The organism is Actinomyces sp. 432, assembly GCF_009930875.1.
Classification (GTDB): Bacteria; Actinomycetota; Actinomycetes; order Actinomycetales; family Actinomycetaceae; genus Actinomyces.
In genome coordinates this window covers 59,623-76,316 of record NZ_CP025249.1, presented here as the reverse complement: position 1 = coordinate 76,316, position 16,694 = coordinate 59,623, and the positions used below count along the sequence as shown (strand labels likewise).

Genomic DNA, 16,694 nt, shown 5'->3' with positions numbered 1-16,694 from the left:
CCGGTATCCCCGCCCGCCCGACGGCGCCTGGGTAAGCTCGCTTTGATGACCGCTGCCCGCCTCCGCCCTGACCGACCGCTCACGCGGCTGCTTGACGGTCTTCCGGCCGCTCTGGCCGTCGTCGTCGGGGCCGCCGCCATGATCGTCTACTCGGTGGGTCAGTGGCGCGCCATGCAGGTGCCCAGCTGGGACCTGGCGATCTTCTCCGAGCTGGCCAAGGCCTACTCACGCCTGGAGGCGCCGGTCGTCCCGATCAAGGGTGAGGGCTACAACCTGTTGGGCGACCACTTCCACCCGCTGCTGGTACTGCTGGGCCCGGTGTGGCGGCTGTTTCCCACCCCGCTGGCACTCCTGGTGGTCCAGGACCTGCTGCTCGCCATTTCCGCCTGGCCCCTGACCCGACTGGCGACCCGCCTGCTGGGCCGTCTGGCCGCAACAGTGCTGGGGCTGTTCTATGTGCTCTCCTGGGGCTTCCAGGGGGCAGTGGCCTCCCAGTTCCACGAGATCGCCTTCGCGGTGCCGCTGCTGGCCTGGGCCGCAGTCGCATTCGTCGAGGGGCGCTGGCGCAGCTGTGCGCTGTGGCTGGCCCCCCTGGTCCTGATCAAGGAGGACCTGGGGCTGACGGTGCTAATGGCGGGTCTGGCCATCGCCCTGCGCGGCTGGCAGGGGCGGCGCAGCAGCCCGCGCACCGCGGGCCGGCCTGGTGGCGGCGCCTGAGCACCGCCCGCCTGGGCGTGTTGGTGGCCCTGTTCGGCGCCGCGGCCTTCCTGGTGACAGTGCTGGTCCTCCTGCCGGCGCTGAGTCCCTCAGGCACCTGGGAGTACGGCCTGACCGGGGGCGGAGGCGCGGACACGAGCCTCATCGCCCGGCTGCTCTCCTCCGAGGTCAAGCTTCAGACCCTCGGCGCACTGGTGGGCACGGCGGGACTCATTGGGCTCACCTCCCCCTGGATGGCGCTGGTGCTGCCCACCCTCTCCTGGCGCTTCCTGTCCTCCAACGAGTTCTACTGGGGCTGGCAGAACTGGCATTACAACGCGATCCTGATCCCGATTGCGCTGGGTGCCCTGCTCGACGCCGTCGCCCGGCTCCAGGCAGCACCCGACGCACCGGCCACCGAAGTGCCGGGCACGCCGACCCCGGGCACGCAGCAACCGGACCCGGAGGCGCCACACGCGACGCCGGGCTGGTCGGCCGTGCCGATGTGGGCCCGCTGGGCGGCGGCCCTCGGCGTCGTCCTACCACTGGCGACCGGCCTGCTCACGCTCCGTGACCTGCCACTGTGGTCCATAACGCGCTCCGGCTATGGCGCCCCGTCGCCCCGTGCTCAGGCGGCTGCGCAGGTCATGGACCTGATACCCGCCGGCGCCAGCGTGGAGACGGACCTGGGCCTGCTGGCCTACCTGGTCCCCGACCACACCGTGTACTGGGTGGGCACCTCCGAGGTCGACACCGACTACGTGGTCGTGGACTCCCTGTCCTCCGCCTGGGGAGGCAACCCGCCCACGGACGCCGCCGCCTGGGCCACCGGCCAGTCGCAAAACGGGGCCGTATACGAGTTGGTGCTGGACGAAGGCGGTTACCAGCTGGCACGCCGGGTTTCCTGAGACCCGGCGGGGCGCGGTGGGCAGAACTCCCCATCGGCACACTGCCCGGCTCGTGGGACGGGCATTCCCCATAACCTCCCGCTATGTAACAATCCGGGCGTAAGCAACGCGGTAGTCGAGCGGCCATACCGGCCCGGAGAGGCGGACATGTCCCTGTTCATGTGGTGCGCCGTCCTCGGCTGCGGTGCCCTGGCGCTCTCGCTACTGCTCGACGGCCTTTTCGACGGCCTGGACGACCTGCTGTTCGACGGCTCCCTGCCGGTGCTCGCCTGTGCTCTGGGCGTGTTCGGCGCCGTCGGCATGGGCGTGCAGGCACTGGCCGGCGAGCGGTTGTCCACGCCGGTGCTGATCGGCGTCCCGCTGGGACTCGCCGTCGTCGCCGGGGCGGTCACGCGCGCCGTGTGGCGGCGACTGCGCCGCTCCATGCCGCGCAACGCCACCCCCCTGACGGTCGGAGAGCTGGTTGGCAGTGAAGTGCAGGTGGTGTGGTGGAAGGACGGCCGCGGCGAGGTCATGGCCACCTCCCGCGGGCATCAGGCGACCCTGCCCGCGCGCTCCGACGACGTCCTGCGGACCGGCGCCGTCGCCTGGGTAGTGGACACGACCGCGGATGACACACTCGTCGTCGGGCGGATAGACCCACCCGCCCCCACCGAGCCGACCTCACGTCCCGTGAATCGTCCGCCTGCTCCCGCCGGATAGCCGCAGCGGCCGGACGCCGTGGGGCAACCGTCCGCCGCCCCGACCGCCACGCCTCGTCCTCCAAAGCCAAAGCAACCACAAGAATCAACGAAAGCAGGCTGAATGCTCTACGCCATCATTGCCGTCATCGTCCTGGCGATTCTGCTGGGAACCTACATGCTCTCCCGAGTCGTCGTCGTGCCCTCCAACCTGACGGGCCTGGTCTCCGGATCCACTCGCAACGGCGAGGTCAAGATCATCCGCCCCGGTGGGCGCGACTTCGTCCTGCCGATCATCCAGTCCATCCAGTACCTGCCCTTCACCCAGAACACCATCGGCTTCCAGGTAACCGCCGAGGACGAGAACAAGATCAACGTCTCCGTCTCCGCCGTCGCCGCCGTGAAGGTCGGCGACTCCGACCAGCAGGTGCGGGCCGCCGCCAAGCGCTTCCTGGGCAAGCCGAACACGGACCAGGCGATCGCCGACTCCTCCCGTGACGCCCTGATCGGCTCGCTGCGCTCCATCATCGGCCACATGACGGTCACCGACCTGATCTCCGACCGCGACGCCCTTCAGCAGAACGTGTTCGACGACGCCAAGTCCGTTATGGCCAACATGGGCCTGGAGATCGATGTGCTGCAGATCTCGGAGATCACCGACGCCTCCGGCTACATCGACTCCCTGGGCGTGCCCGAGCAGCAGCGAGTGGCTAAGGATGCCCGCGTGGCGCGCGCCAACGCCGAGCGGGAGGCCAAGGACGCCGAGGTGTCCTCGCGCCAGCAGATCGCCGAGCGCGAGCGCGACCTGGCGCTGCGCCAGGCCCAGCTCAAGGCGGAGACCGACAAGGCGCAGGCGGAGGCCGACTCCGCCGGCCCGCTGGCCCGCGCCGCCAAGAAGCGGGAGATCGCCGTCATCGAGCAGGAGGCCGCCGAGGCCAAGGCCGCCCTGACCGAGCGTGAGCTGGACTCCACCGTGCGCAAGCCCGCCGACGCCGCCCGCTACCAGCGCGAGCAGGAGGCCGAGGCCGCCAAGGCGGAGTCGATTCGCCGTGCCGAGGCCGAGGCCGAGCGCACCCGGCTGGACGCCGAGGCGCAGGCGCAGGCCACCGTCGCCCGGGCAGAGGCGCAGGCCCGCGCCACCGCCGCGCAGGCGCAGGCCGAGGCCGAGGCCATCGCCGCCCGCGGTCGCGCCGAGGCCGAGGCCGTGCGCGCCGCCGGTGAGGCGGAGGCGAAGGCCATGAGCGACAAGGCCGACGCCCTGGCCAAGTACGGGCGGGCCGCCACCCAGCAGATGATCCTGGACAAGGCGCCGGAGATCGCCCGCGCCCTGGCCGAGCCGCTGGGCAGCGTCAAGGACATGTCGATCATCTCCACCGAGGGCGCCTCCGCGCTGCCCAAGGCGGTGGCCGGCAACGTCGAGCAGCTCGATGCCGTCATGCGCTCGCTGACGGGCACCAGCCTGACCGACATGATGCAGCGCTTCGCCTCCTCCGACGGCGACGACTCCGCGGGGGCCTGACCACTCACCACCCCCTGCGCCGAGGTCGGTAGACGTTACGTGCCGGTCGGTCGATATGGCGGCCGACGCCGCTCAGCCAGCCGTGCCCTTTACCGAGATGCCGCCTAACGCGAGCTCTTGAAGGGCCCGGCGGCAAGCGGCGTCGCCGTCGGCTCTGAAAGACTGCCCTCATGACGTCACTCACCGGCGGTACCGCATCCGGCCAGCGGACCCGCAGCAATCCGGTCATCGTCTCCCTGCTCATCGTGATTGCGATCCTGCTCGCAGTGATTGCGATCATCCTGGCGATGCGGCCCGACCGGTCCGGCGCAGGCGCGTCGGCGACTGGGGAGGCTTCGGCAGCCGATACGGCGCAGACGACGACGGCCCAGGCCGCCGCGCCCTCGCAGACCGACCCCGACCTGCTGGCGATCTTGCACGGGGAAGTCAGGCGTGACCCCGGTGACGTCCAGGCCAAGGGCGACGTCGACGCCCCAGTGGTGATGGTGGTCTACTCCGACTTCGCCTGCCCGTACTGCACCCAGTTCGCGCAAGAGGTGGACCCTGCGCTGGAGGACCTGGTTGAGGACGGTACCCTGCGCGTGGAGTGGCGCGACCTCGCCCAGATCACTGCGACGTCCCCGCTGGCTGCGCAGGCCGGCCTCGCCGCCGGAAAGCAGGGAAAGTTCTGGGAGTTCCACGACGCCGTATACGCCGCCACCGACCCGACTGAGCACCCCGAGTACACCGAGGACTCCCTGGTCGCCTTCGCCAAGCAGGCGGGCGTGCCCGACCTGGGGCAGTTCCGCTCCGACATGACCGCCGCGCAGACCGTGCAGGCGGTCGACGACGCCAAGCAGCACGCCTACGACCTGGGCATCACCGGCACTCCCTTCTTCATCGTCAACGACGCCTTTATCTCCGGCTACGTGCCCGCGGACTATATCCGAGCCACCATCCTCGAGCAGGCCGCTGCAGCCGAGTGAGGGGCTTGCGCCCGGGGCGTGCCGATGCCGGCGCCGCCGGAGGTTGGCCTGCCCCATCACAGCTGCAACAATAGGGCCGTAGATCCCCGCGAGGTCGGCGCGAGTCGGCAACCACTGGGGGCACCGACGCCCTCGCGCGGCGGTTAGGCACCAAAACGCAGCAAAAACAAGGAGAACAGCCATGGCACTGAGCATCGGTGTGGATGTCGGTGGAACGAAGATCGCCGCAGGCGTCGTCGACGAGGACGGCACTGTACTGGCGACCGTACGGCGCGACTCCCCCGCCACCAGCCGCGAAGCCATTTTCACCACCATCGCGGAAGTAGCCAACGAGCTCGCCTCACGCTACGACGTCGAGGCCATCGGCGTGGGAGCCGCGGGCTTCACCTCCTCCGATCGCAACACCATGGTCTACGGCACCAACCTGGACTGGACCGGCGCTCGCATCGCCGATGAGATCTCCGCCCGCACAGGCAAGAAGGTAGTCGTTGAGAATGACGCCAATGCGGCCGGCTGGGCCGAGGCCCGCTTCGGTGGCGGCGAGGGCGCCAAGAACGTGCTGGTGGTGACGCTGGGAACGGGCGTCGGCGGCGCCGTCATCATCGACGGCCACCTCGTGCGCGGCGCCGCTGGATTCGCCGCGGAGATCGGCCACATCAACGTCGTCCCGGACGGGCGCCCCTGCGGCTGCGGCCAGCGCGGGTGCCTGGAGCGCTACGCCTCCGGCACTGCGCTGGGCGTCAACGGCTGGGAGCTGGCCAAGTTCCGCCCCGACTACGCCGCCCGCATCATTGAGCTCTCCGGCGGCGACCAGAACAGGATATCCGGCAAGGCCGTCACGGCCGCCGCCCGCGAGGGCGACCCGGCCGCCCTGGAGTGCTATGCCCACCTGGGCAGCGCGCTCGGCCTGGGACTGGCCGACCTGTGCGCCGTGCTCGACCCCGAGGTCGTTGTGCTGGCCGGCGGCCTGACCGAGGCCGGCGACATCCTGCTGAACCCGGTCCGCAAGAGCTTCGCCGAGCACCTGACGGCGCGCGCCCACCGCCCCGAGATTCCGATCGTCATCTCCTCCTCGGGCCAGGAGGCTGGGCTCATCGGCGCCGCCGACCTCGCCCGCCAGGACTGATCCGCCTCTGACGTACGCGTTCCCGCCACACGTACGCGTTTTGGAGGTTGCCCCGGTTCTGGCAGTCGGCCAGCTCTGAAACGCGTACGTGAGAGCGGAAGTGGTGCGCGAGACAGGACTTCGTGCGCCGGGCGCCTCAGGCGCGATCGTCCCCTGACTGCCTGCCGGGCACCGGCAGCGTACGCGGCGCCCGGTAGGACCAGTCACGGTCGGCGTCGGTGATTTCGCGTAGCACCCGAGCGGGCACGCCGCCGGCCACCACCATGGGCGGCACATTGGCGTTCACGACGGCGCCTGCGGCGACCACCGAGCCACTGCCAATGGTCACGCCCGGCAGGATCGTCACGTTCCCGCCGATCCACACGTCGTCCTCAATCACCACCGGGGCGGAGAACTGCTGACCGTGATCGCGCGCCTGCGGATGGATGGGATGACCGGCCGTAGCGATCATCACGCGCGGCCCGAACATCACCCGGTTGCCGATGGTCACCGGGGAGTCGTCGATTATCTGCAGGCCCGCGTTGGCGTACACGGGGGAGCCCACACGGGTATGGATGCCATAGGCGACGTGCAGCGGCGGCTCCACCCACACGTATTCACCGATCTCGCCGAAGATCTCCTCCAAGAGGCGACGGCGCCCGGCTGCGTCGCGCGGGGAGGTGGCGTTGTAGGCGGCGGCCAGCTCCTTGCCGTGGATGCGCTGCTCGGTCAGCGCCTCCAGTCCCGGGCCCTCGTCAAGGTACAGCTCCTGGGCGGCCATACGCCGCCGCACCTCCGCCTCGCGGGGGTCGATTGCGGTGTCCTCGCCCGGACCATTGTTGCCTTGCGGACTCATATTCGCTCCTTCGCGTCTCGGGTGGATGCGGGCCTACGTGGCTGCGTGGCATCCTCCCGAGTAAACGTAGGCGATCGGCTCGGTGGATGGGCCAGGTTCGCGAGCACCGCAGGTACGGGTCCCGCCGTTCCCGGCAACCGAGTCCTACCCGGCCTGCGGGCTGGTCGTCCCCGGCGCTGGTACCTGCCTCCCGCCGGTCTCGCCCGGCCTGGACGAGCGGCGTGGGGCATCGCACGCCAACCCGTCTATGAGGTCAGCCTCACCTCAGCTAGTGTTCTAGCTGTTCACTTGCCCGCGACTGAGAGCAAACCGCTGTGACCATAAACCGTAAGTCCTTCCTGCTGGGCGGCCTGGCCGTTCCCGCCGCCGCGTTCCTGGCCGCCTGCGGCTCCGACTCAACCCCCGCGTCCGCGCCCGCCGATGTTGCATCCAACGACGGCGCCACAGCCACGACGCAGGAGATCACCGTCGAGCACGCCTTCGGCACCACCACCATCCCCGCCGGCGCCTCCCGCTTCACCGCGATCGCCTGGGGCAACCACGACGTCGCCCTGGCCCTGGACGTCATGCCCGCCGGCCTGTCGCGCCAGGAATGGGGCGTAGCGGACGGCTCCGGCATGCTGGAGTGGACTAAGCAGAAGGTAGACGAGCTGGTGGCCGCGGGCGCCGCTGAGCCGGCCCTGTTCGACGACACCGACGGCTACGACTTCGAGGCTATCGCCGAGACCGCTCCCGACGTCATCCTGGCCGCCTACTCCGGCCTCAGCCAGGAGGAGTACGACACCCTCACGAAGATCGCCCCCACCATCGCCTACCCGGGAGTGCCCTGGGGGACCAAGTGGCGGGAGATGATCCGCCTGGACTCCCAGGCCATGGGCATGAGTGAGCAGGGCGAGGCCCTGGTCACCGACCTGGAGCAGCAAATCGCCGACGCCGTCGGCCAGCACCCGCAGATCGCCGGCAAGTCGGCGGCCTTCTTCTACTTGAGTGAGTCCGACACCTCCACGATCGGCTTCTACACCACCGCCGACCCGCGCACCGCCTTCATGACCGACCTGGGCATGACCATCCCAGCATCCGTGCAAACCGTCTCCGACGCCGACCCGGAGATCTTCTACACTGACGTCTCCAGCGAGAACGCGGACCAGGTGGCGGACGTGGACGTGATGATCATGTACGGGGAGGAGTCCGACCTGGCCGCACTGCAGGCCGACCCCCTGGTGGGCACCATCCCGGCGATCAAGAACGGCGCGGTCGCGTTCGTCGGCAACGGCACCCCGCTGTCGGCATCCACCAACCCCGGCCCACTGTCCATCCCGTGGGGCATCAAGGACTACGTCGCTCTGATCGCCGCCGCCGCTGACAAGGCAGACGCCGCCCGAGCCTGAGCGAACACCAGTGACCGCCCATAGCCAGCTCGCCCCGTCCCGTCCTGGGCCACCGCCGATTACCGCACCCGACTCTCCCGCCGGGCCGGCGCAGGCCCGGTCGTCCCGACGAGGTCACGCCCGTCGGCCGCTCGCGGCCCTCGGCCTCCTCCTCATCCTGCTGGCGCTCGCGGTCGTCTGCTCGATCGCCTTCGGCGCGCGCGTGGTGGGCATTGACGAGATCCTCAGCGGTCTGGCCGGGCGCGGTGAGTCCCTCGGTGCGCTGGCGGTGGCCGAGCGGGTGCCGCGCACCGCCACCGCCGTGGTCGCGGGCGCGGCGCTGGGGACCTCAGGGGCGCTCATGCAGGCAGTCACCCGCAACCCGATTGCCGATCCGGGCATCCTCGGCATCAATACCGGGGCGTCACTGGCGATCGTCGTCGCCATCGCCTTCGCTCATATCTCCTCCCTGTGGGAGTACCTGTGGGTGGCGATGGCCGGCGCGGGGGCGACCGCCGTCTTCGTTTACGCCATCGGGTCGCTCGGCCCCGGCGGTGCCACGCCGGTCAAGCTGGCCCTGGCCGGGGTGGCCACGAGCGCGGCCCTGTCCTGCCTGATCAGTGCGATCCTGCTGCCGCGGGCCGAGGGGCTGACCGACTTCCGCTTCTGGCAGGTCGGCTCCCTGGGCCGGGGCACGTGGGCGGCGCTGGCAACAGTCGCGCCGCTGCTCCTGCTCGCCGCCGCCCTGGCTGCCGTCGTCGCCCGGCCGCTTAACTCCCTGGCGCTGGGTGAGGAGATGGCCGTGGGCCTAGGGGTGAAGGTTGGGCGCACCCGCCTGCTGGCCGCGGCCGCGGGCGTGATCGCCTGTGCGACGACGACGGCGCTGGTCGGCCCGATCAGCTTCGTCGGGCTGATGGTGCCGCACACCGTGCGGATGCTCGTCGGTCCCGATAACCGCTGGCTGCTGCCGCTGTCGGCCCTGGGCGGGGCGGCGCTGCTGACCTTCGCTGACGTAGTGGGGCGGGTGATCGCCCGTCCGAGCGAGGTGAGCGTGGGCGTGGTGACCGCCTTTGTGGGTGCCCCGGTACTCATCGCGATTGCCCGCAGTGCAAAGGTGCGTGAGCTGTGAGTGCCCCCGCCGGTACGGCGTCCGCGCCCTCCGCAGCGAGGGATGCTCCGGGAGCGGCTACCGCCCGCCCCATACCCGGCTTCCCCCCAGACGCCCAGGCCCCCGGGTTCACCGCACCTGGCCGACGCCGTCGTCACCGCCGCTACCTGGCGGTCACGGCCGCACTGGCGCTGCTGGTGGCGGCACTGTGGTGGCTGACGGTGCTGTCCGGCCCCACCTGGTACTCCCCCGCCGACGTGATCGCCGTAATCGCGGGCCGCCAGGTGCCGGGGGCTTCCTTCGCCGTCGGCCAGTTGCGGCTGCCGCGCGCCCTGCTGGGGCTGCTGGCGGGCGCGGCCTTCGGGATGGCCGGCCGCACCTCGCAGACGATGCTGCGCAATCAGCTGGCCAGTCCGGACATCATCGGCATCACCTCCGGAGCGTCGACGGCGGCGGTGTTCGCGATCCTGGTGCTGGGCTGGTCCGGCATGCGCGTGAACCTGCTGTCTCTGGGCTGTGGCCTGGGCACGGCCTTGGTCATCTACCTGCTGTCAGGGGCGGGCAGCCCGCAGGGCGGGCGCCTGATCCTGATCGGCATCGGGGTCTCGGCCATGTTCTCCTCGCTGATTTCCTACATGCAGCTTAAGGCCTCCATCTACAACGTCGCCGACGCCGTGCGCTGGCTGTCGGGGTCGCTGGCCGGTGCGAGCTGGGAGCAGGTGCCGCTTCTGGCCGGCGCCGTCGTCATCCTGGGCGGGGTGCTGCTGTGGATGGGCAGGGACCTGACGACCCTGTCACTGGGCGAGGAGATGGCCACCGCCTTGGGGGTAGCGGTTGGCCGCACCCGGCTGGTGCTCCTGCTGTCCATGGTGGCGCTGGCGGCCTGCGCGACGGCGGCCACCGGCCCGATTGCCTTCGTGGCTTTCCTGGCCGGACCGGTCACCGCCCGCCTGGTGGGCCGCACTGATCGGGCACTGCTGGCGCCGTCGGCGCTTATGGGAGCGGCAATCGTGCTGGGAGCGGACCTGGCAGGTCAGTATTTTTTCCCGACGGCGCTTCCGGTCGGGGTGGTAACCGGGATCGTTGGGGCACCGTATCTGCTGCTTCAAGTAGTCCGTCTCAATCAGGAGGGGGCAGCCGCATGAGTGCAGCGGATGCTCAAGCTCTCGCGCATGCAGCCGTCGCCGGGAGCGCAGCCGCTGAAGGCGATTCGGCGGCAGTCGTCGGCACGGAAACAGCCAGCTCGGTGGCGACAGCGCCTCTAGGCGCCGCCGAACCGAGTCGGGCCGTGCCGCGCGCCCTTTCCACGCGGGAGCTGCGCTCCGGGTACGGGCACCGCACCGTCGTCGACGGCGTGGACCTGAACCTCCCCACCGGCGCGATCACGGTGATCGTGGGGGCGAATGCCTGCGGCAAGTCGACCCTGTTGAAGACCATGGCGCGGATTCTGGCGCCGATGTCCGGTTCGGTGCTGCTTGACGGCCGGGATGTCACCACGATTCCGACCAAGCGCCTTGCCACCCGGCTCGGGCTGCTGCCGCAGCAGCCGATCGCGCCGGAGGGGATCGTGGTCGCCGACCTGGTGGGGCGGGCCCGGCACCCGCACCAGGGGCTGTTCCGCTCCGCCTCCGCTACGGACCGGCTCATCGTGGAGGAGGCGCTGGCGGCCACCCGCACCGCGCAGCTGGCCGACCGGAGCGTGGATGAGCTCTCGGGCGGGCAGCGGCAGCGGGTGTGGATCGCCATGGCGCTGGCCCAGCGCACCGACGTGTTGCTGCTGGACGAGCCCACCACCTTCCTGGACCTGACCCACCAGGTGGAGGTGCTGGACCTGCTCACCGACCTGAACCGGGAGCGCGGCACCACCATCGTCATGGTGCTGCATGACATCAACCTGGCCGCCCGCTACGCCGATCACGTGATCGCCATGCGGGAAGGACGGGTAGTGGCCGCGGGGACGCCGGAGCAGGTTGTGAGTCCGGCTCTGATGCGGGAGGTATTCGGCCTGGACGCCGAGGTGATCACCGATCCGGTCTCGGCCACGCCGCTGGTGCTGCCCAAGGGACGCCACCACGTGGTCGGCGCAGCGGACGCGGAGGCGGCGTCGTGAGCACCGCGACGAGTCCGGTCCCGTTCCGGTTCTTCCCGGTGCGGGTGGAGCGGATTATGGATGTCACCCCGCACCTGCGGCGGGTGACCTTCACCGGGGACGAGCTGGAGGACTTCGGCGATCCCGGCTGGGACCAGCGGATCAAGCTGGTGCTGCCAGCTGCGGACGGGGGTTACGCGCACCTGCCGACGGGGGCGGACTGGTACGACCACTGGCGGGCTCTGCCGACCAACCGGCGCCCGGCGCTGCGCACCTACACCACGCGCAGCGTGCGACTCGCGAGGGACCGGGACGCAAGCCTCTCCGGTACATCCACCGGGGCCGAGGTTGACGTCGACATGGTGGTGCACGCGCCGCTGGGCCCGGCGGCCCGCTGGCTGGGGAGCGCCCGCCCGGGTGCGTCGGCGGTGCTGCTGGGGCCCTCGCGGGCCTGGCTGAGCGCGCAGCCGGCCGGCACGCCTCCCGGCGGGGTGGACTTCTTGCCTCCGGCCGTCACCGGCAGGTTCCTGATCGGCGGGGATGAGACGGCGGCCCCGGCGATCGCCAGGATTCTGGAGCAGCTGCCCGCGTCCGCGCGAGGCATCACCGTAGTCGAGCTGCCTGCGGCGGCCGATGTCGCCTACCTGCCGACGCATCCGGGTATCGAGGTGCGCGCGCTTGCCCGTGACGGGGGCCCGCATGGAGAAAGGCTCGTAGCGGGTGTGAGACGGGCGGCGGCCGAGCTCATCCCGGAGGGACAGCCACAGGAGGTCAAGACGATCGACGTCGACCGGGAACTGCTGTGGGAGGTTCCGCGCACCGCGCGCGGCGGGGCCGCCCTCATGCGGGCGGACGTGTACGCATGGCTGGCCGGAGAAGCAAGTGCCGTGTGCGCCCTGCGCCGCCACCTGGTCTCCGAGCGGGGCCTGAACCGGCGGGCGGTAGCCTTCATGGGCTACTGGCGCCAAGGCCGGGCCGAGGGCTGAGGTCGAGCAGCCTTCCGTCCCGTCCGCGACTAGCCGCCGCGGGATCCCCTGCCGTGGGAGGAGGGCTGGAAGCCCCAGTGACACCCCAGACCACCGCCGGGAACACCCCGGCGCCTGAGGTTGTAGACGCCACCGCCGCCCAGGTCCAGGCCATCATCGACCGCTTGCCCGGTTGACTGGCCTGGGTGGTGTCGATAAGGTCACAGTAACGATTTCCTTAGCGTCCGGGTCAGGAGGATTGTTTATGAGCGGCCGGGTCTCACCGGAGCAGCCTGGTATGCCGCAGTGGCCACCGGCTCCGCAACCGGGGCAGCCGCAGCACACCTGGAGCCGTCCTCTGCGTATCGACATGCGGGAGACCGCTGCCGAGGTTCTGGCACGGTTTGATCGTGATCGGGAGATTCAGCGGCTGCTGCGGCAGGGACTGACCCCCCAACAGGTGATTGAACGCACCGGCTCCGAACCCAGGTTCGTGGCCCACGTGGGCCAGCAGATGGAGCGGGGGGAGCCGGTGCGTCCCGAGACCCCGGAGGAGCTGGGCTTCCGGCGCTTCCTGGGGCAGATCAGCAGCCGGGAGATGATGGACCGGCTGCGCACCTGGCCCTACACCTTCGGCCGCATCCGCGACTACGACGACTACGAGCGCGGCTCCTGGGACGAGATACGAAACCTGCGCCGAGACGGTCTGCTGTCCGATCAGGAGTACGCCGAGCTTAAGGCGATCACCGATCCGATGCCCAAGCCGCCCGACGACCCCATGCCCTGGGATGAGGGCTGGAAGCCACAGTGACACCCCCAACCCGGTACACCGGGAACACCCAGGAGGTTCTGGATACCACAGCCACCCAGGTCCAGGCCATCATCGACCGCCTGAAACCCGACCATACCCTGCCCGAAGAACCTGCCGAGGGTACGTTCTGGCACCAGCTGCAGGACTCTATCTCCGACGCCTACCTGGCCCTGGCCAGGGACCACGGCTCGCGCGGGGGCCGGGCGATCATCATGGCCGGCTCCCCGGGGGCCGGCAAGTCCCAGGCCGTCGCCACCACCCGCAAAGTCCTAGGACCGGCCCGCTCCAAGCAGGTAGGGGTGGAGGAGGACGGCTACACCACCATCGACGCCGACGACATCAAGCAGCTCCTCCTGGGCAACCCCGTGCCCGGCCTGGACGTGAGCCCCGCGCTGCTGGCCCAGGCCCGCACCCACTGGGACAACCTCATCGCCACCCACGCCGCCGAGCCCCTGGCCGACGGCCACCCCATAACCCGCGGCGAGCTGGCCACCCTCGTCCACCCCCTGTCCACCGACACCGCCGACCTCGCCCGCAACGACCTGCTGAGCAGGAGATTCGACGTCAAGATCGAAGGCACCCTGATCGGAAGGAACAAGGGCTCCCGCCTGATCCGCGAACTGGAAGCCGCCGACTACACGCAGGTGACCATCGTGGCGGTAGACACCCCCGAGCACATGTGCCTCAAGGGCGCCCGGGACCGGTGGGCCGGGCCCCGCTCCCAGGGCGACCCCACCGCTCGCTACACCCCACCCACAGCCGTCACCGCCACCTTCACCACAGGCCCCGGCCACAACCGCACCTGCCGGTGCATCGAGAACGCCCAAGCGACCCACCGGCTCGCCACCACCAGCACCACCCTGACCAACACCGACCTACTAGTCACCCACCGCACCGAATACGGCCCCACCGTCATCGACCACACCGACCGCGACGGAAACACCCACACCTACTCCGCACCACACCCCGTACTCGCCGCCATCAGACCACCACACACACTCCAAGCAGCCACCGCTAAGAGCTCCACCGCCTCCGCCGTGTCAAGACAGTCGCCCACCCGTGAGGGCGTACTACGCAACGTCAACACCCCACGCCCCTACACACCAAAATCACCCCGGCCAGGGCGCGGCCTCGAACGCTGATGGTAGTCTCACCAAGGTCACGGTTTGCTAGTCACTCGGGAGGAGAGTCGGCATGAATGACAATGGCGAAGGGCTATCAGCGGACCTTTGGGATTTCACGCCGGTGCCCGAGCCGACCGACCCGGCCGAGCAGGACGCGCTGACCGATAAGGTCATCGACCGGGACCTGATCGATCCGGACACAGGAGCCGGCCTGGCACCCATGGGCGTAGCCACACCCGTGCCGGAGGAGTACTTCGACCGGTTCACGGGCATCCTGCCCCGCTCGGTCCTGCACATCTGGCGGAGGTTCGGGTTCGAGGGCTTCGGCAACGGCCTGTTCTGGATCACCGACCCCATCGCCTGGGCACCAGTAGTACACGAATGGCTAAACCCAGTACAAGACCAACTCCCCTTCACCGACACCTTCCACTGCCTAGCCCGCTCCGCCATGGGCAACCTGTTCCTGTGGGGCGAACAAACCGGCCACAGCATCGAGATCGACCCCACCTACAGTGAAGTGATCATCGACCAACTCGCCATACAGTCTTTCAACGACCCAGCGGCGCGCCAGCGACAAGGACGAACAGCTTTCACTGGTGCCGCGGATCGTAGCGTTGAGGGTCCTGAGGATGCCTCCGAGCGGGCATTGCCGCCCCAGGCGCTTACGCGCCTAGGTCCGGTCAGCTCAGACCAGGTGTATGGGTTTGTGCTTCCTCCGGTCCTGGGTGGACCGATCAGTGTGGACAACCTGCGCATCACCGACGCCCACACCTACCTGACCCTGCAAGCACAGCAGAGCGACATCACCATCAGCGACCCCGTAGGCACCAACTGGGGCCAGATCGCCCCGATTATCCGCGCCGACCCGGACCCGACTCCGATAGCGCGGAAAGGAAACTCATGATGGACGACGACACTCCGCACACTGCTCCCGGGCAGGGCGGGACCGGTCCCGCGGACTTTTGGGATTTCACGCCGGTGCCCGAGCCGACCGACCCGGCCGAGCAGGACGCGCTGACCGAAGCGCGTATTCAGCAGGACCTGATCGCTCCGGAGGATATGGACCTGGCGCCGATGGGTGTTGCTGCACCCGTGCCGGAGGAGTACTTCGAGCGGTTCGCGGATGTCTTGCCACGCTCGATTCTGTATACCTGGCGGCGCCTGGGTTTCGAGGGCTTTGGCAACGGCCTGTTCTGGATCACCGACCCCATCGCCTGGGCACCAGTAGTACACGAATGGCTAAACCCAGTACAAGACCAACTCCCCTTCACCGACACCTTCCACTGCCTAGCCCGCAACGCCATGGGATACATGTTCCTGTGGGGGGAATATTCCGGGGACTGTCTCCAGATTGACCCCATTTACAACAAGATCGAGTTCAACCGGCTAACCCGTCACACAAGGGGACAGACAGAGGCCCGTGAGCGGGCTGGACGCGTCATGTTCGGGGAAAGGCCTTCAACTACGCCCATGAGCCTGAGGATGTGTCTGAGCGGGCGTTGCCGCCCCAGGCGCTTACGCGCCTGGGCCCCGTCCGTGCCGACCAGGTGTATGGGTTTGTGCTTCCTCCGGTCCTGGGTGGACCGATCAGTGTGGACAACCTGCGCATCACCGACGCCCACACCTACCTGACCCTGCAAGCACAGCAGAGCGACATCACCATCAGCGACCCCGTAGGCGCCAACTGGGACCAGATCGCCCCGATTATCCGCGCCGACCCCGCCACCTCCACACTCAGCCAGGCGAGCGAGTCATGACGGCCAGCGGCAACACGGCCCCCGGCCCTATGGCCCTGCCCGACGAGCACGGCTTCCGCCACGCCCTGGGCGCCGAGGACCCCGGAGCGGTCGCCAAGCAGTACCAGCCCCCACCAGCACGCGACAACCGCACCATGGTGCGCACCGTCTACCACAACGGCCGCAGCCGCGACCTACAGACCAAGGGCGCCGAGTTCGAGTTCCAGCTCGACGGCCAATACCAGGTCCTGGCGCAAATGCCCGCCAAAGACTACCTGGCCGCCCGCGACCTATTCAAACAACAAGGCAGACAAGGCAACGAAGCCACACGACAAGCACGAAGAGACCTCTACAAGCGACTCGTTGATTACGGTCAGCGGTTCGCTCGGATGTCTCCTAATGATGCGGAACGCTGGGCGCGTGAGGCTATGCGGCAGGTAGCGATCCTGCACAACCCCGACCAGGTCCTGGGAGGCAACCTGAAGCCCTCCCGGGACGCGGGCGGCACGCCAATCCCCGGGGACAGAGGCGTGAACTCCTCCCTAGTCCCTAGGAGCGCAGAACCTCAGCAACGCGGCACTAATAGACGCCGCCGCCGAGCGCCAGGCAGCCGCCGGGAAGGGCGACCTTCCGCCACCAACCCGACCACCGCCGCCCGCATCCGCCAAACCCTGGGTATTAACACTCCCAGATACACGCCCCCGCACCGAAACCACCCCAACACCACCAACACAAACGGACCGGAGCGCTGACACCACTAGCAGA

General features: G+C 69.3%; 17 protein-coding genes and 1 pseudogene. 17 read left to right on the top strand and 1 reads right to left on the bottom strand.

The window, feature by feature from the left end; translation table 11 throughout:
* Positions 1–45 precede the first annotated feature (45 nt).
* The 6 genes from CWT12_RS14450 (at position 46) to CWT12_RS00330 (ending at position 5,894) form a co-directional block, all read left to right on the top strand.
* Entirely contained in the window at positions 46–717 is a 672-nt protein-coding gene (locus tag CWT12_RS14450) for a DUF2079 domain-containing protein (RefSeq protein ID WP_337247897.1), read from the top strand.
* Between the two features lie 23 nt (positions 718–740).
* Complete coding sequence (locus CWT12_RS14445) at positions 741–1,604, top strand: DUF2079 domain-containing protein (protein ID WP_337247896.1); 864 nt, start codon at positions 741–743, stop codon at positions 1,602–1,604.
* Positions 1,605–1,751: 147 nt separating this feature from the next.
* Positions 1,752–2,306, top strand: a complete 555-nt coding sequence (locus tag CWT12_RS00345) for a nodulation protein NfeD (protein ID WP_237564220.1) — start codon at positions 1,752–1,754, stop codon at positions 2,304–2,306.
* A gap of 102 nt (positions 2,307–2,408) precedes the next feature.
* Entirely contained in the window at positions 2,409–3,803 is a 1,395-nt protein-coding gene (locus tag CWT12_RS00340; RefSeq protein ID WP_161923248.1) for a flotillin family protein, read from the top strand.
* Between the two features lie 170 nt (positions 3,804–3,973).
* On the top strand, positions 3,974–4,768 hold the full coding sequence (locus CWT12_RS00335; protein ID WP_161923247.1) for a DsbA family protein: 795 nt from the start codon (positions 3,974–3,976) through the stop codon (positions 4,766–4,768).
* A 181-nt stretch (positions 4,769–4,949) separates the two neighbouring features.
* The gene (locus CWT12_RS00330; RefSeq protein ID WP_161923246.1) at positions 4,950–5,894 is read left to right on the top strand and encodes an ROK family glucokinase; all 945 of its coding nucleotides are present in this window, start codon (positions 4,950–4,952) and stop codon (positions 5,892–5,894) included.
* 136 nt (positions 5,895–6,030) lie between these two features.
* Here the strand turns inward: CWT12_RS00330 and CWT12_RS00325 are convergent, their stop codons facing one another.
* Positions 6,031–6,729, bottom strand: coding sequence for a sugar O-acetyltransferase (locus tag CWT12_RS00325; RefSeq protein WP_161923245.1), 699 nt, complete (start codon positions 6,727–6,729; stop codon positions 6,031–6,033).
* Positions 6,730–7,043: 314 nt separating this feature from the next.
* Here CWT12_RS00325 and CWT12_RS00320 point away from each other — a divergent pair, with 314 nt between their 5' ends.
* The 11 genes and pseudogenes from CWT12_RS00320 (at position 7,044) to CWT12_RS00270 (ending at position 16,681) form a co-directional block, all read left to right on the top strand.
* Positions 7,044–8,117, top strand: a complete 1,074-nt coding sequence (locus tag CWT12_RS00320) for an iron-siderophore ABC transporter substrate-binding protein (RefSeq protein ID WP_161923244.1) — start codon at positions 7,044–7,046, stop codon at positions 8,115–8,117.
* 10 nt (positions 8,118–8,127) lie between these two features.
* Complete coding sequence (locus tag CWT12_RS00315; protein ID WP_237564219.1) at positions 8,128–9,225, top strand: FecCD family ABC transporter permease; 1,098 nt, start codon at positions 8,128–8,130, stop codon at positions 9,223–9,225.
* The gene (locus CWT12_RS00310) at positions 9,222–10,349 is read left to right on the top strand and encodes a FecCD family ABC transporter permease (RefSeq protein ID WP_237564218.1); all 1,128 of its coding nucleotides are present in this window, start codon (positions 9,222–9,224) and stop codon (positions 10,347–10,349) included. Before CWT12_RS00315 ends, CWT12_RS00310 begins: the two co-directional genes overlap by 4 nt.
* Positions 10,350–10,492: 143 nt before the next feature.
* A complete protein-coding gene (locus CWT12_RS00305; RefSeq protein WP_337247895.1) occupies positions 10,493–11,314 on the top strand; it encodes an ABC transporter ATP-binding protein in 822 nt (273 codons plus the stop codon).
* Positions 11,311–12,279, top strand: a complete 969-nt coding sequence (locus tag CWT12_RS00300; protein ID WP_237564217.1) for a siderophore-interacting protein — start codon at positions 11,311–11,313, stop codon at positions 12,277–12,279. Before CWT12_RS00305 ends, CWT12_RS00300 begins: the two co-directional genes overlap by 4 nt.
* 244 nt (positions 12,280–12,523) lie before the next feature.
* Positions 12,524–13,069, top strand: coding sequence for a hypothetical protein (locus CWT12_RS00295; RefSeq protein WP_161923242.1), 546 nt, complete (start codon positions 12,524–12,526; stop codon positions 13,067–13,069).
* Positions 13,066–14,211, top strand: coding sequence for a hypothetical protein (locus tag CWT12_RS00290; RefSeq protein WP_161923241.1), 1,146 nt, complete (start codon positions 13,066–13,068; stop codon positions 14,209–14,211). Before CWT12_RS00295 ends, CWT12_RS00290 begins: the two co-directional genes overlap by 4 nt.
* Before the next feature lie 52 nt (positions 14,212–14,263).
* Entirely contained in the window at positions 14,264–15,097 is an 834-nt protein-coding gene (locus CWT12_RS00285) for a GAD-like domain-containing protein (protein WP_161923240.1), read from the top strand.
* Positions 15,094–15,537 (top strand): annotated as a pseudogene (locus CWT12_RS14590) (GAD-like domain-containing protein); the annotation flags it as partial. The gene CWT12_RS00285 and the pseudogene CWT12_RS14590, both read left to right, overlap by 4 nt.
* 140 nt (positions 15,538–15,677) lie before the next feature.
* Positions 15,678–15,950 carry a T6SS immunity protein Tdi1 domain-containing protein gene (locus tag CWT12_RS13580; protein WP_161923238.1) on the top strand — a complete coding sequence of 91 codons (273 nt, stop codon included), beginning with the start codon at positions 15,678–15,680 and terminating at the stop codon, positions 15,948–15,950.
* Entirely contained in the window at positions 15,947–16,681 is a 735-nt protein-coding gene (locus CWT12_RS00270) for a polymorphic toxin type 15 domain-containing protein (protein ID WP_161923237.1), read from the top strand. The genes CWT12_RS13580 and CWT12_RS00270 overlap by 4 nt, the downstream gene beginning before the upstream one ends.
* Positions 16,682–16,694 lie beyond the last annotated feature (13 nt).

What these genes read in the sequence shown, in the direction of transcription:
- CWT12_RS14450 (WP_337247897.1), top strand. Translation starts at nt 46, where the DNA reads ATGACCGCTGCCCGCCTCCGCCCTGACCGACCGCTCACGCGGCTGCTT.
- CWT12_RS00345 (WP_237564220.1), top strand. Translation starts at nt 1,752, where the DNA reads ATGTCCCTGTTCATGTGGTGCGCCGTCCTCGGCTGCGGTGCCCTGGCG.
- CWT12_RS00340 (WP_161923248.1), top strand. Translation starts at nt 2,409, where the DNA reads ATGCTCTACGCCATCATTGCCGTCATCGTCCTGGCGATTCTGCTGGGA.
- CWT12_RS00335 (WP_161923247.1), top strand. Translation starts at nt 3,974, where the DNA reads ATGACGTCACTCACCGGCGGTACCGCATCCGGCCAGCGGACCCGCAGC.
- CWT12_RS00330 (WP_161923246.1), top strand. Translation starts at nt 4,950, where the DNA reads ATGGCACTGAGCATCGGTGTGGATGTCGGTGGAACGAAGATCGCCGCA.
- CWT12_RS00325 (WP_161923245.1), bottom strand. Translation starts at nt 6,729, where the DNA reads ATGAGTCCGCAAGGCAACAATGGTCCGGGCGAGGACACCGCAATCGAC.
- CWT12_RS00295 (WP_161923242.1), top strand. Translation starts at nt 12,524, where the DNA reads ATGAGCGGCCGGGTCTCACCGGAGCAGCCTGGTATGCCGCAGTGGCCA.
- CWT12_RS00285 (WP_161923240.1), top strand. Translation starts at nt 14,264, where the DNA reads ATGAATGACAATGGCGAAGGGCTATCAGCGGACCTTTGGGATTTCACG.
- CWT12_RS00270 (WP_161923237.1), top strand. Translation starts at nt 15,947, where the DNA reads ATGACGGCCAGCGGCAACACGGCCCCCGGCCCTATGGCCCTGCCCGAC.